At 62.3% G+C, this 12872-nt stretch carries 10 protein-coding genes; 6 read left to right on the plus strand and 4 right to left on the minus strand.

Going from position 1 to position 12872, the window contains the following annotated elements; genetic code table 11:
- Nucleotides 1-131: 131 nt before the first annotated feature.
- Complete coding sequence (locus tag BFP99_RS12945; RefSeq protein WP_065928170.1) at nucleotides 132-1208, minus strand: DUF748 domain-containing protein; 1077 nt, start codon at nucleotides 1206-1208, stop codon at nucleotides 132-134.
- A gap of 129 nt (nucleotides 1209-1337) precedes the next feature.
- On the opposite strand from BFP99_RS12945, the gene cysK reads away from it, so the two are divergent.
- Together cysK and BFP99_RS12955 are read left to right on the plus strand one after the other, a co-directional pair.
- Nucleotides 1338-2312 carry a cysteine synthase A gene (cysK, locus tag BFP99_RS12950; RefSeq protein WP_027604255.1) on the plus strand — a complete coding sequence of 325 codons (975 nt, stop codon included), beginning with the start codon at nucleotides 1338-1340 and terminating at the stop codon, nucleotides 2310-2312.
- Nucleotides 2313-2439: 127 nt separating this feature from the next.
- The gene (locus BFP99_RS12955) at nucleotides 2440-3378 is read left to right on the plus strand and encodes an aspartyl/asparaginyl beta-hydroxylase domain-containing protein (protein WP_065947391.1); all 939 of its coding nucleotides are present in this window, start codon (nucleotides 2440-2442) and stop codon (nucleotides 3376-3378) included.
- Between the two features lie 81 nt (nucleotides 3379-3459).
- On the opposite strand, the gene acnA is transcribed toward BFP99_RS12955, so the two are convergent.
- Nucleotides 3460-6201, minus strand: coding sequence for an aconitate hydratase AcnA (acnA, locus tag BFP99_RS12960; protein ID WP_065947392.1), 2742 nt, complete (start codon nucleotides 6199-6201; stop codon nucleotides 3460-3462).
- A 196-nt stretch (nucleotides 6202-6397) separates the two neighbouring features.
- On the opposite strand from acnA, the gene rlmM reads away from it, so the two are divergent.
- A complete protein-coding gene (rlmM, locus tag BFP99_RS12965) occupies nucleotides 6398-7474 on the plus strand; it encodes a 23S rRNA (cytidine(2498)-2'-O)-methyltransferase RlmM (RefSeq protein WP_053136601.1) in 1077 nt (358 codons plus the stop codon).
- Between the two features lie 27 nt (nucleotides 7475-7501).
- Entirely contained in the window at nucleotides 7502-7753 is a 252-nt protein-coding gene (gene tusA, locus BFP99_RS12970; protein ID WP_065928166.1) for a sulfurtransferase TusA, read from the plus strand.
- Between the two features lie 126 nt (nucleotides 7754-7879).
- On the opposite strand, the gene BFP99_RS12975 is transcribed toward tusA, so the two are convergent.
- The gene (locus tag BFP99_RS12975) at nucleotides 7880-9268 is read right to left on the minus strand and encodes an MATE family efflux transporter (RefSeq protein ID WP_065947393.1); all 1389 of its coding nucleotides are present in this window, start codon (nucleotides 9266-9268) and stop codon (nucleotides 7880-7882) included.
- Nucleotides 9269-9429: 161 nt separating this feature from the next.
- On the opposite strand from BFP99_RS12975, the gene pdxB reads away from it, so the two are divergent.
- Entirely contained in the window at nucleotides 9430-10575 is a 1146-nt protein-coding gene (pdxB, locus tag BFP99_RS12980; protein ID WP_065947394.1) for a 4-phosphoerythronate dehydrogenase PdxB, read from the plus strand.
- Nucleotides 10576-10629: 54 nt separating this feature from the next.
- Here the strand turns inward: pdxB and BFP99_RS33275 are convergent, their stop codons facing one another.
- Complete coding sequence (locus BFP99_RS33275) at nucleotides 10630-10803, minus strand: PA1571 family protein (protein WP_027604248.1); 174 nt, start codon at nucleotides 10801-10803, stop codon at nucleotides 10630-10632.
- 246 nt (nucleotides 10804-11049) lie between these two features.
- Between BFP99_RS33275 and BFP99_RS12985 the strand changes: the two genes are divergently transcribed.
- Nucleotides 11050-12834, plus strand: a complete 1785-nt coding sequence (locus BFP99_RS12985; RefSeq protein ID WP_176719691.1) for an ABC transporter transmembrane domain-containing protein — start codon at nucleotides 11050-11052, stop codon at nucleotides 12832-12834.
- Nucleotides 12835-12872: the final 38 nt, after the last annotated feature.

Consider the following 12872-nt stretch of genomic DNA (forward strand, 5'->3'; position numbering starts at 1 on the left):
GTGAACGCAGACGGGTTATTCAGTCTCTGAATGACCAATGTGGGAGGGGGCTTGCTCCCGATGACGGCGGATCAGCCAATGAATCTGTTGGCTGAAACATTGCCATCGGGAGCAAGCCCCCCTCCCACATTTTAATCTGCGCTGGGCTTGGGCTGCTCATAGCGCGCATTGAACGCCTGGATAAAACCATTACGCAAAATCGCCAAAAATGCGGAGAACGCGCTGACATTTTGCTGGTGCACGCTGCCACTGAGTTCCACGCGGGTGGCGAACTGGTTCTTTGCCTGGTTCTTCAATACGGTCTCGCTGGCGCCCACCACGGCCTCCCAGATCGAACGAAAGATGTTCTTGTCCTTGTTCTCCACGTCCTGCTGCCAGTCGAAGACTTCCACGTCGCGCAGCAGCGGCTTGATGTACCCGGTCAATTGACCTTTTTCCGCCTGGGCTTCGATCACCACGTCCCCGGTGCCGGCCTTGAAGTCGAACTTGCCATAGGCGGCGGCGAAGTCGTTCATGCGCTTGAGCTGCAAGTCCCTGGCGCGGAAGCGAAACTCGAAGTTCTCGAAATTGCTCAGCGGGTCGAAGGTGGCGGTGGCTTCCAGCGGGGCCTGGCCTTGCAGCAGGGCCTTGCCGTCGAAGCGCGCGTCGCGCCGGCCTTTGACGTCGACCACATTGGTCAGGTTGTAGAAGCTGGCGTTGACGTCGGTCGCGTCGATCTTCACCACGGGCTTGGAGCTGAAGTTGTGGAAGGCGATCTTGCCGTCTTCGATGCGTACTTCGTCGAGGGTGATGGGGGCCAACTTACTCAACTGCTCGCGCCAGTCGGTACCCTTACCGGTCTGGGAGGCTTGTTTGTTGGCGCCGCCGTCGACGAAGTTAACCTCAGGCTGGATAAACAGCACTTTGGCCACCACCGCGTGGTCGTACCAAAGAGAGTGCCAGCTCACCGCCAGGTCGATCAGCGGCGCCTTGACGAACGGGACGGGCACCTTGCCGTCGACCTTGACGATCTCCAGGCCGTTGATCCGGTACGCACCCCGCCACAGCGCGAGGTCCACGTCGGTCACCTGGCCACGGTAATCGCCCATGTCGGCGAGCTTGTCATTCAGGTAGTTACGCACCAGGTAAGGGAGCGCGATGCTCACGGCGACCAGGACCACCAGCAATCCGGCAATGGTCCATAGTGGCCAGCTGTAGCGACGTTTCATGGGGAGAGTCCTCTGTCCATACTGGTGCGGTGGACCCCTGCGGCAGGTGCAACGTTCCTTCGACTGGACGCTTTGCAGCACGAGGCATACCCTTGGAGCCTTTCTGAAAACCGCCTAATAGGACCCGCCATGAGCCGCATTTTTGCAGACAACGCGCACTCCATCGGTAACACGCCCCTGGTTCAGATCAACCGTATCGCACCGCGTGGCGTGACCATCCTGGCCAAGATCGAGGGGCGTAACCCGGGTTATTCGGTGAAGTGCCGCATTGGCGCAAACATGATCTGGGACGCCGAAGGCACCGGCAAGCTCAAGCCGGGCATGACCATCGTGGAACCGACTTCCGGCAATACCGGTATCGGCCTGGCCTTTGTCGCCGCCGCCCGTGGCTACAAGTTGCTGCTGACCATGCCGGCGTCCATGAGTATCGAACGCCGCAAGGTGCTCAAGGCCCTCGGCGCCGAATTGGTCCTCACCGAGCCGGCCAAGGGCATGAAGGGTGCCATCGACAAGGCCGGCGAAATCGTTGCCAGTGACCCGGCCACCTACTTTATGCCGGCCCAGTTCGAAAACCCGGCCAACCCGGCCATCCACGAAAAAACCACCGGCCCGGAAATCTGGAACGACACCGATGGCGCCGTGGACGTGCTGGTGGCGGGCGTGGGCACGGGGGGCACCATCACCGGTGTGTCGCGCTACATCAAGAACACTGCAGGCAAGCCGATCCTGTCGGTGGCTGTCGAGCCGATGGTGTCGCCGGTGATCACCCAGGCCCTGGCCGGTGCAGAGATCAAGCCCAGCCCCCACAAGATCCAGGGGATTGGCGCCGGGTTCGTGCCGAAAAACCTCGACCTGTCGATGGTCGACCGCGTGGAACTGGTGACCGACGAGGAATCCAAGGCCATGGCCCTGCGCCTGATGCAGGAAGAGGGCATCCTGTGCGGTATCTCCTGCGGTGCCGCCATGGCCGTGGCCGTACGCCTGGCCGAGAAGCCGGAAATGCAGGGCAAGACCATTGTGGTGATCCTGCCGGACTCCGGTGAACGCTACCTGTCGAGCATGCTGTTCAGCGATTTGTTTACCGAGCAGGAAAACCAGGCTTGATTTATGTCAGCCGGTCAGCCTGGGCCTTCTGCATAATGGCCCAACTGTTTATCATGGCCGGCTGTCACGTCTGGTCTCCCGTCGCCGGGAGGCTGTTGGCCAGGCGCTTATTTCCAGGAGTTGCTGCATGACCTTTTCTTTGGCCGCCAAACTGTCGGTGTTGTTGCTGTTTATCGGCAGCACGCTGTATGTGCACCTGCGCGGCAAGGCCCGTTTGCCGATGTTGCGCCAGTTCGTCAACCATTCGGCGCTGTTCGCCCCCTATAACGCCTTGATGTACCTGTTTTCGGCCGTGCCGTCCAAGCCGTACCTGGACCGCAGCAAGTTCCCGGAACTGGACGTGCTCAAGGACAACTGGGAGGTGATCCGCGAAGAGGCCATGCACCTGTTCGACGAGGGTTACATCCGCGCCGCCGAAAAGAACAACGACGCCGGTTTCGGTTCGTTCTTCAAGAAGGGCTGGAAGCGTTTCTACCTCAAGTGGTACGACAAACCCCTGCCATCGGCCGAGGTGCTGTGCCCGAAAACCGTGGCCTTGGTGAGCAGCCTCCCCAACGTCAAGGGCGCGATGTTCGCGCTGTTGCCGGGCGGCAGCCACCTCAACCCGCACCGTGACCCGTTTGCCGGTTCCCTGCGTTATCACCTGGGCTTGTCCACGCCGAACTCCGACGACTGCCGCATCTTCGTCGACGGCCAGGTGTATGCCTGGCGCGACGGTGAAGACGTGATGTTCGACGAAACCTATGTGCACTGGGTGAAGAACGAAACCGAGAAGACCCGCGTGATCCTGTTCTGCGACATCGAGCGTCCGCTGAGCAACCGCCTGATGACCCGCGTCAACCGCTGGGTCAGCAAGCAGTTGGGCCGCGCCACCGCACCGCAGAACCTGGATGACGAGCGCGTCGGCGGCATCAACCAGGCGTATGCCTGGAGCAAGACCTTCAGCGACAAGTTCAGCGGCGTGGTCAAGCAGTGGAAGCGCAAGCATCCGAAGGCTTACCGCATTGCGCGGCCGGTGCTGGCGGTAGTGGTGCTGGTACTGCTGTGGAAGTGGTTGTTCGGCTGATCTGAAGCGTTAGACGCGGTCAAAATGTGGGAGGGGGCAAGCCCCCTCCCACATTTGATCTCCATTGCTTTTGAGATCGCCTTAAGAGGCAATCAACTGCCGCAGCACATAGTGCAGAATCCCCCCCGACTTGAAGTACTCCACTTCATTCAAGGTATCGATCCGGCACAGCACCTCGACCTTCTCGCTGCTGCCATCCTCGCGGGTAATCACCAGCGTCAGGTTCATCCGCGGCACGATCTCTACCTCGGTCAGGCCGAGAATATCGATCTTCTCCTTGCCCGTAAGCTTCAGCGCCTTGCGGTTCTGATCCAGCCTGAACTGCAGCGGCAGCACGCCCATGCCCACCAGGTTGGAACGGTGAATCCGCTCGAAACTCTCGGCGATCACCGCCTTGACCCCCAGCAGGTTGGTGCCCTTGGCGGCCCAGTCGCGGCTGGAGCCGGTGCCGTACTCCTGACCGGCGATCACCACCAGCGGTGTGCCCGAGGCCTGGTACTTCATGGCCGCATCGTAGATCGGCATTTTCTCGCCGGTGGGGATGTACAGCGTATTGCCGCCTTCCTCGCCGCCAAGCATTTCGTTGCGAATGCGTATATTGGCGAAGGTGCCGCGCATCATAACTTCATGGTTGCCCCGACGTGAGCCGTAGGAGTTGAAGTCACGCGGCTCCACGCCTTGCTCGCGCAGGTAGCGGCCGGCGGGGCTGTCGGTCTTGATGTTGCCGGCGGGGGAAATGTGGTCGGTGGTCACCGAGTCCCCCAGCAACGCCAGTACGTGGGCGCCCTTGACGTCTTTGATCACCGGCAGAGGCCCGGCGATGTCGTCGAAGAATGGCGGGTGCTGGATGTAGGTGGAGTCTTTCTGCCACACATAGGTCGCGGCCTGTGGCACTTCAATGGCTTGCCACTGTTCGTCACCGGCAAACACCTCGGCGTATTCCTTGTGGAACATTCCGGTGCTGACCTGCGCAACGGCGTCGGCGATCTCCTGGCTGCTCGGCCAGATGTCCTTCAAATACACCGGATTACCCTGTTGATCGTTACCCAGCGGTTCGCTGCTGATATCGATGCGTACGGTCCCCGCCAAAGCGTAGGCCACCACCAGCGGCGGCGAGGCCAGCCAGTTGGTTTTCACCAGGGGGTGCACGCGGCCTTCAAAGTTGCGGTTGCCGGACAGCACCGACGCTACGGCGAGGTCGGCCTTCTGGATGGCTTTTTCAATCGGCTCGGGCAACGGCCCGGAGTTGCCGATGCAGGTGGTGCAGCCATAGCCCACGAGGTCGAAGCCAATTTTATCCAGATACTGGGTGAGGCCCGCGGCCTTGTAGTAGTCGGTGACCACTTTGGAGCCAGGCGCCAGGGAGGTTTTCACCCAGGGTTTGCGCGTGAGGCCTTTCTCCACGGCTTTTTTCGCCACCAGCCCGGCGGCCATCATCACGCTGGGGTTGGACGTGTTGGTACAGGAGGTGATGGCGGCGATCACCACGGCGCCGTTTTTCAGGCGATAGGTCTGGCCTTCGTATTCATAGTCGGTTTCGCCCACCAGGTCGGCGTTGCCCACGGCCACACCGCCGCCGCCTTCACTTTCCAGGCGGCCTTCTTCCTTGGTGGTGGGTTTGAACTGCAGGTCGAGGAAGTCGCTGAACGCCTGGCCGACATTGGGCAGGGACACACGGTCCTGTGGGCGTTTCGGCCCGGCGAGGCTGGCTTCGACGCTGCCCATGTCGAGGGCCAGGCTGTCGGTGAACACCGGTTCCTGGCCAGCGTGGCGCCACAGGCCCTGGGCCTTGGTGTAGGCCTCGACCAGCTTCACGGTTGCAGCCGGGCGACCGGACAGGCGTAGGTAGTCCAGCGTCACCTCATCCACCGGGAAAAAGCCGCAGGTGGCGCCGTATTCCGGGGCCATGTTGGCGATGGTCGCGCGGTCCGCCAGGGGCAGGTCGGCCAGGCCGTCGCCGTAGAACTCGACGAACTTACCCACCACGCCTTTCTTGCGCAGCATCTGGGTGACGGTCAGCACCAGGTCGGTGGCGGTGATGCCTTCTTTCAATTTGCCGGTGAGCTTGAAGCCGATCACTTCCGGGATCAGCATCGACACCGGTTGGCCGAGCATCGCCGCTTCCGCTTCGATCCCGCCCACGCCCCAGCCGAGCACGCCGAGGCCGTTGATCATGGTGGTGTGGGAGTCGGTGCCCACCAGGGTGTCTGGGAAGGCGTAGGTGCGGCCGTCCTCGTCCTTGGTCCACACGGTGCGGCCCAGGTATTCGAGGTTGACCTGGTGGCAGATGCCGGTGCCCGGCGGTACCACACTGAAGTTGTCGAAGGCGCTCTGTCCCCAGCGCAGGAAGGCGTAGCGTTCGCCGTTGCGCTGCATTTCGATGTCGACGTTCTGCTCGAAGGCGTCGGCGTTGCCGAACTTGTCGACCATCACCGAGTGGTCGATCACCAGGTCCACGGGCGAGAGCGGGTTGATGCGCTGCGGGTCGCCGCCGGCCTTGGCCACGGCGGCGCGCATGGCGGCCAGGTCGACCACGGCGGGTACGCCGGTAAAGTCCTGCATCAGGACGCGGGCGGGGCGGTACTGGATCTCGCGGTCGGACTGGCGCTCTTTGAGCCAGGCGGCAATGGCCTTGAGGTCGGCGCCGGTGACGGTCTTGTTGTCTTCCCAGCGCAGCAGGTTCTCCAGCAGCACCTTGAGGGACATCGGCAGCTTATCCAGGTCACCCAGGCGCTTGGCGGCTTCGGGCAGGCTGAAATAGTGGTAGGTCTTGTCGTCGATTTCTAAAGTTTTAAGGGTTCTCAGGCTATCAAGGGATGACATTACATGACTCCTTATGGTCCGCACGGCTACGGACCTGACGGGACGAACAGAGCTTTCAAACTAGCGCTGTTTTCAGTAGCTGGCTAATTACTGGACTCTATGGACAGAACCAAGGTTCCGAACTCGGCTATCATGCGCGCGTTTTCATGACAGGCATTGCGATAGCGCAACGTCAGTTGAGTCACCAGGAGAGTCGATGAACACCCTTTTTATGCACTGCCGCCCGGGGTTTGAGGGCGAAGTCTGTTCCGAGATCGCGGAACACGCCGCGCGCCTGAACGTTTCCGGCTACGCCAAGGCCAAGACCGGCAGCGCCTGCGCCGAATTTGTCTGCACCGAAGAAGACGGCGCCCAGCGCCTGATGCACGGCCAGCGCTTTGCCGAGCTGATCTTCCCGCGGCAGTGGGCGCGCGGGGTGTTTATCGACCTGCCGGAAACCGACCGTATCAGCGTGATCCTCGCTCACCTGCGTGAATTCCCGGTGTGCGGCAGCCTGTGGCTGGAGATGGTCGACACCAATGACGGCAAGGAACTCTCGAACTTCTGCAAGAAATTCGAAGTGCACCTGCGCAAAGCCTTGTTGAACGCCGGCAAGCTGGTGGACGACCCGAGCAAGCCGCGCCTGCTGCTGACCTTCAAAAGCGGCCGCGAAGTGTTCATGGGCCTGGCCGAGTCGAATAACTCGGCGATGTGGCCGATGGGCATCCCGCGGTTGAAATTCCCCCGGGACGCGCCCAGCCGCTCGACCCTGAAGCTGGAAGAGGCCTGGCACCACTTTATCCCCCGCGACCAGTGGGACGAGCGCCTGCATGGCGACATGACCGGTGTCGATCTGGGGGCGGCCCCTGGCGGCTGGACCTGGCAACTGGTCAACCGTGGCATGCTGGTGACCGCCATCGACAACGGCCCCATGGCCGAAAGCCTGATGGACACCGGCCTGGTGCAGCACCTGATGGCCGACGGCTTTACTTTCGTGCCCAAGCAGCCGGTGGACTGGATGGTGTGTGACATCGTCGAAAAGCCGGCGCGCAACGCGGCATTGCTGGAGACCTGGATCGGCGAAGGGCATTGCCGCGAGGCGGTGGTGAACCTGAAATTGCCGATGAAACAGCGTTACGCCGAGGTCAAGCGCCTGCTGGAACGTATCGAGGACGGTTTCAAGGCGCGCGGCATTCGGGTGGAGATCGGCTGCAAGCAGCTGTATCACGACCGTGAAGAAGTGACCTGCCACCTGCGTCGGCTGGTGGATGTGAAGAAAACCAAGGCCCGCTAAACTGAGCGCCGGTTTCAGGAGTAGACAATGAGCGATATTTTCGACACCGCCGTGGATGGCACCCTCGACGCAACGGGCCTCAACTGCCCTGAGCCGGTGATGATGCTGCACCAGCACATCCGCGACCTGCCGCCCGGCGGCTTGCTCAAGGTGATCGCGACCGACCCGTCGACGCGCCGCGATATCCCCAAGTTCTGCGTGTTCCTTGACCATGAACTGGTGGATCAACAGGAGCAGGCCGGTACCTATCTGTACTGGATCCGCAAAAAACTCGACTAACACCGGTCCCTGTAGGAGCGAGCTTGCTCGCGAAGGGCGTTAACGATGATGCGGGTATCCTGAAGGAACGCGGCGCTCTCGGGTTTTTCGCGAGCAAGCTCGCTCCTACAGGGGTACGCGTTGTGCTTATGCCTTGTTGGCGCGAATGCGCCGGCGTGCACTGCGCGCCAGGCGCACCAGCAGCATCCCCGCCGCACAGCTCAAGCCCACGATCAGCCCTTGCCACAAACCGCTCGGGCCGCTGGGTTCGCCCAGCCAGTTGCTCAGCCCCAGGGCGTACCCCACCGGCAGCCCCACGCCCCAATAGGCAAACAGGGTCAGCACCATGGTGACACGGGTGTCCTGGTAGCCACGCAGGGCGCCGGCGGCGGTGACCTGGATCGAGTCACTGAACTGAAACAGCGCTGAAAACACGATCAGCGTCGAGGCCAGGTGTATGACGATGGGGTCCGGGGTGTAGATCGCCGCAATCTGCTCGCGAAACACCAGCATCAGGTTGCACGACAGACAGGCGTACGCCAGCGCCGTGCCCATGCCGACCCCGGCGGCGAAGCGTGCTTCACGCGCCTCGCCACGCCCCAGGGCCTGGCCGACGCGCACGGTGACGGCCATGCTCAGGGAGTAGGGGATCATGAACACCAGTGAGCTGACGTTCAGCGCGATCTGGTGCCCCGACACAACGGTGGCGCCCAGGCTGCCGAGCAGCAGGGCGATGACGGCAAAGATGCTCGATTCGGCAAAGATCGCGATGCCGATCGGCAGGCCAATCCCCAGTACGCGCTTGATCACCGACCACTGCGGCCAGTCGAAGCGCTTGAACAGTTCGCTGCTCTGGTAGGCCGCCCCCCAGCGGGTCCAGGCGGCCATGCCGAGCATCATCACCCACATCGCAATGGCCGTGGCCCAGCCGCAGCCTACGCCGCCCATGGCCGGCACGCCCAGGTGGCCGTAGATGAAGATGTAGTTCAGTGGAATATTCAGCGCTAACCCGCACAGGCCCATGGCCATGCTGGGCAGGGTGCGGCCCAGGCCATCACTGAAACAGCGCAGCACGTAGTAGAGGGCGATGGCCGGCATCCCGGCGGCGATGCCATGCAGGTAGCCCATGGTGGGGGCGATAAGGTCCGGCTCGACCTTCATGGCATGCAGGATCGGCTCGGCGCAAAGCAACAGCAGTGCGCCGATGATGCCGACCACCACCGCCAGCCACAGTGACTGACGCACCAACGGCCCGATTTCGCCGTAGTGGCCCGCACCGTAGCGCTGGGCGACTTTCGGCGTGGTGGCCAGCAGCGTACCGGTCATCAGCAGGTACACCGGAATCCAGATCGAATTGCCCAGGCCCACCGCCGCCAGGTCCTGGGGGCTGACGCGCCCGGCCATCACCGCATCGACGAAGCTCATGGCCGTGGTTGCCAGTTGGCCGATCATGATCGGCAGCGCGAGCGTCAGCAGGCCACCCACTTCCCGGCTGATGCGGGCGGGGCGGGTGAGGGGGGCAGTGGCAGTGTTCACGTACGCAAGTCCAGTCAAGAGGGTGCAAGGCCGCGGATTCTACGCCTTGACGTAACGGTCAGGAAAAAACCTGTGTTAGGGATTTGTAAGCGACCTGCCAGCCCCCTCCCACATTGAAGATCGCATCCCTGTACACTGCTGATCCGCCAAAGGAGCCTGCCATGCTGATTGTTGCCGACGAAAATATCCCGCTGCTCGATGAGTTCTTCCAAGGATTTGGCGAGATTCGCCGAGTGTCCGGCCGTTCCATCGACCGCGCCACCGTCGAACAGGCCGATGTGCTGCTGGTGCGCTCGGTGACCAACGTCAACCGCGCCCTGCTGGACGGCACGCAGGTGCGTTTTGTCGGCACCTGCACCATCGGCACCGACCACCTCGACCTCGATTACTTCAAGCAGGCCGGTATCCAGTGGTCCAGCGCCCCCGGCTGCAATGCGCGTGGCGTGGTGGACTATGTGCTGGGCAGCCTGCAAACCCTGGCCGAGATCGAAGGCGCCGACCTCAATCAGCGTACCTATGGCGTGGTCGGCGCCGGTGAAGTGGGCGGGCGGCTGATCGAAGTGCTCAAGGGCCTGGGCTGGAACGTGCTGGTCTGCGACCCGCCGCGGCAGATCGCCGAAGACGGCGATTACGTCAGCCTCGAGCAGATCATCGAGCAATGCGATGTGATCAGCCTGCACACGCCGCTGACCAAGTCCGGCCATGGTTCCACCTGGCACCTGTTTGATCGCGACCGCCTCAACCGCCTCAAGCCCGGCGCCTGGCTGATCAACGCCAGCCGTGGCCCGGTGGTGGACAACGCGGCCCTGCGCGATGTGCTGCTGGCGCGTGAAGACCTGCAAGCGGTGCTGGACGTTTGGGAAGGCGAGCCCGAGGTGGACGTCGACCTGGCCGACCTGTGTGTGTTGGCCACCCCGCATATTGCCGGTTACAGCCTGGACGGCAAGCAGCGCGGTACGGCGCAGATCTATCAGGCGTTCTGCGGGCACCTGGGCCAGGAGCCGAGCATTCAGTTGGGCGACTTGTTGCCGCAACCGTGGCTGGCCGAAGTGCACTTGAACGCATCGACCGATCCGGCCTGGGCGCTGGCGACGTTGTGCCGCAGCGTGTACGACCCGCGCCGTGATGATGCGGATTTCCGCCGCAGCCTGGTGGGTACCGTCGAAGAACAACGCAAGGCGTTCGACGTGCTGCGCAAGCATTATCCGGAGCGTCGTGAAATCGACGGCTTGAAGGTGCGCATTGTGAATGGGGAGTCAGCGGTGTTGGCGCGCATCGTGTCCGCATTGGGCGCGGCAACCGTTTAAACACCGAATAAAAAACCCGGCCACCGGGGCCGGGTTTGAAAGAGCGTAGGCCCTTCAGCCTTGCTGGGCAGGCTTGACCAGTCGCTGTTCCAGCTCGCGGCACGCTTGCTGGATCATCTCTTCGGTAATCTGCACTTCGCGGCCCTGGGCGTCGATCACGGAGCAAGGCAAGTGCTGCGGTTGGCGGATCACTTCAATCTTGGCATCGCTGCTGTTTTGCAAGGTCATGGCCTGTCTCCTCATCAGGTTGTGTACCTACTGTATAACCCCCGAGTGACCGCGCTGTTACAACTCCTTACGAGATCACCGGTTCGAACACCCAGTCCACCAGAAACCGCTGTGGATTTCCAGCCGGGTGTTAGACCGATAGCCTCTAGGGGCCAGCATCGGCGGGCATAATTAACCTGACTCATTGTTATTCGCGCAAGTTCCCCCCATGTAAGCAGGCAGGTACCAACCCTTTCCGATCAGGTGATGCCCTCCATGCTCTCAGTCCGTCAACGCCGTGCAATTCGCCTGGCCAGTCGTTTCATCGCGCCCTACCGCTGGCAGGCCCTCGGTGCTCTGGTCGCGCTGATCGTCACCGCCGGCATCACCTTGTCCATGGGGCAGGGCATTCGCCTGCTGGTGGACCAGGGCTTCATGACCCAGTCACCGCACCTGCTCAACCAGTCCATCGGCCTGTTCATGGTGTTGGTGCTGGGCTTGGCCGTGGGCACGTTTGCGCGGTTTTACCTGGTGTCGTGGATCGGTGAGCGGGTGGTGGCGGACATTCGCCGGCAGGTCTTCAACCACCTGATCTACCTGCACCCGGGTTTCTACGAGAACAACCGCAGCTCGGAAATCCAATCGCGGCTGACCACCGACACCACCTTGCTGCAATCGGTGATCGGCTCGTCGTTGTCGCTGTTCCTGCGCAATGCCTTGATGGTGATCGGCGGCATCGTGCTGTTGTTCATCACCAACCCCAAGCTCACCAGCATCGTGGTGGTGGCGCTGCCGCTGGTGCTGGCGCCGATCCTGATCTTCGGCCGTCGCGTGCGCAGCCTGTCGCGCCTGAGCCAGGACCGTATTGCTGATGTGGGCAGCTACGTGTCCGAGACCCTTGGCCAGATCAAGACCGTGCAAGCCTATAACCACCAGGTCCAGGACGAGCAACGCTTTGCCGTGACCGTGGAAGAGGCGTTCACCACCGCACGCAAACGCATCGCCCAGCGCGCCTGGTTGATTACCCTGGTGATCATGCTGGTGCTGGGTGCGGTGGGCGTGATGCTGTGGGTCGGCGGCATGGATGTGATCAGCGGGCGCATTTCCGGCGGCGAGCTGGCTGCGTTCGTGTTCTACAGCCTGATCGTCGGCAGCGCCGTCGGTACCCTGAGCGAAGTCCTCGGTGAACTGCAACGTGCCGCCGGTGCAGCGGAGCGCATTGGTGAGCTGTTGCAGTCGAGCAACGAGATCCAGGCGCCGGCCACGGGTAAAGTGCAGTTGCCCGAGCGCGTCAGCGGCCGTATGGAGCTGCAGGACCTGCGTTTTTCCTACCCTTCGCGGCCGGACAGCTACGCCATCGACGGCCTGAACCTGACCATCAACTCCGGCGAAACCCTGGCACTGGTGGGGCCGTCCGGCGCGGGCAAATCGACGCTTTTCGACCTGCTGCTGCGCTTCTACGATCCCCAGCAAGGCCGCATCCTGATTGAAGGCCAGGCGCTGACCGATCTGGACCCCCTGGACCTGCGTCGCCACTTCGCCCTGGTGTCCCAGAGCCCGGCGCTGTTTTTCGGCAGCGTCGAGGAGAACATCCGCTACGGCAACCCAGCGGCCACTCGCGAGCAAGTCGAAGCCGCCGCCCGCATCGCCCATGCCCACGATTTCATCCTGCAAATGCCCGACGGCTACCAGACCCACCTCGGCGACGGCGGCATGGGCCTCTCCGGCGGCCAGCGCCAACGATTGGCGATTGCTCGTGCGTTGCTGGTGGACGCGCCGATCCTGCTGCTGGACGAAGCCACCAGTGCCCTGGATGCCCAGAGTGAACACCTGATCCAGCAAGCGTTGCCGCAATTGATGCAAGGGCGTACCACGCTGGTTATCGCCCATCGACTGGCGACGGTGAAGAACGCTGACCGTATCGCGGTGATGGATCAGGGTAGGCTGGTGGCGGTGGGCACGCATCAGCAGTTGATTGCGAGCAATCCGTTATATGCGCGATTGGCGGCGTTGCAGTTCAGTGATGGGGTTGAGGAGAGCAGCGAACACTGAGTTGCGGTGCGCATAAAAAATGCCCGCATCTCTCAATG

Source organism: Pseudomonas sp. 1 R 17 (assembly GCF_900067035.1).
Lineage (GTDB): Bacteria > Pseudomonadota > Gammaproteobacteria > Pseudomonadales > Pseudomonadaceae > Aquipseudomonas > Aquipseudomonas marginalis.

Bases quoted from the DNA above. Each gene is read 5' to 3' on its own strand.
- BFP99_RS12945 (WP_065928170.1), bottom strand. From the start codon at position 1,208: ATGAAACGTCGCTACAGCTGGCCACTATGGACCATTGCCGGATTGCTG.
- cysK (WP_027604255.1), top strand. From the start codon at position 1,338: ATGAGCCGCATTTTTGCAGACAACGCGCACTCCATCGGTAACACGCCC.
- BFP99_RS12955 (WP_065947391.1), top strand. From the start codon at position 2,440: ATGACCTTTTCTTTGGCCGCCAAACTGTCGGTGTTGTTGCTGTTTATC.
- acnA (WP_065947392.1), bottom strand. From the start codon at position 6,201: ATGTCATCCCTTGATAGCCTGAGAACCCTTAAAACTTTAGAAATCGAC.
- rlmM (WP_053136601.1), top strand. From the start codon at position 6,398: ATGAACACCCTTTTTATGCACTGCCGCCCGGGGTTTGAGGGCGAAGTC.
- tusA (WP_065928166.1), top strand. From the start codon at position 7,502: ATGAGCGATATTTTCGACACCGCCGTGGATGGCACCCTCGACGCAACG.
- pdxB (WP_065947394.1), top strand. From the start codon at position 9,430: ATGCTGATTGTTGCCGACGAAAATATCCCGCTGCTCGATGAGTTCTTC.
- BFP99_RS33275 (WP_027604248.1), bottom strand. From the start codon at position 10,803: ATGACCTTGCAAAACAGCAGCGATGCCAAGATTGAAGTGATCCGCCAA.
- BFP99_RS12985 (WP_176719691.1), top strand. From the start codon at position 11,050: ATGCCCTCCATGCTCTCAGTCCGTCAACGCCGTGCAATTCGCCTGGCC.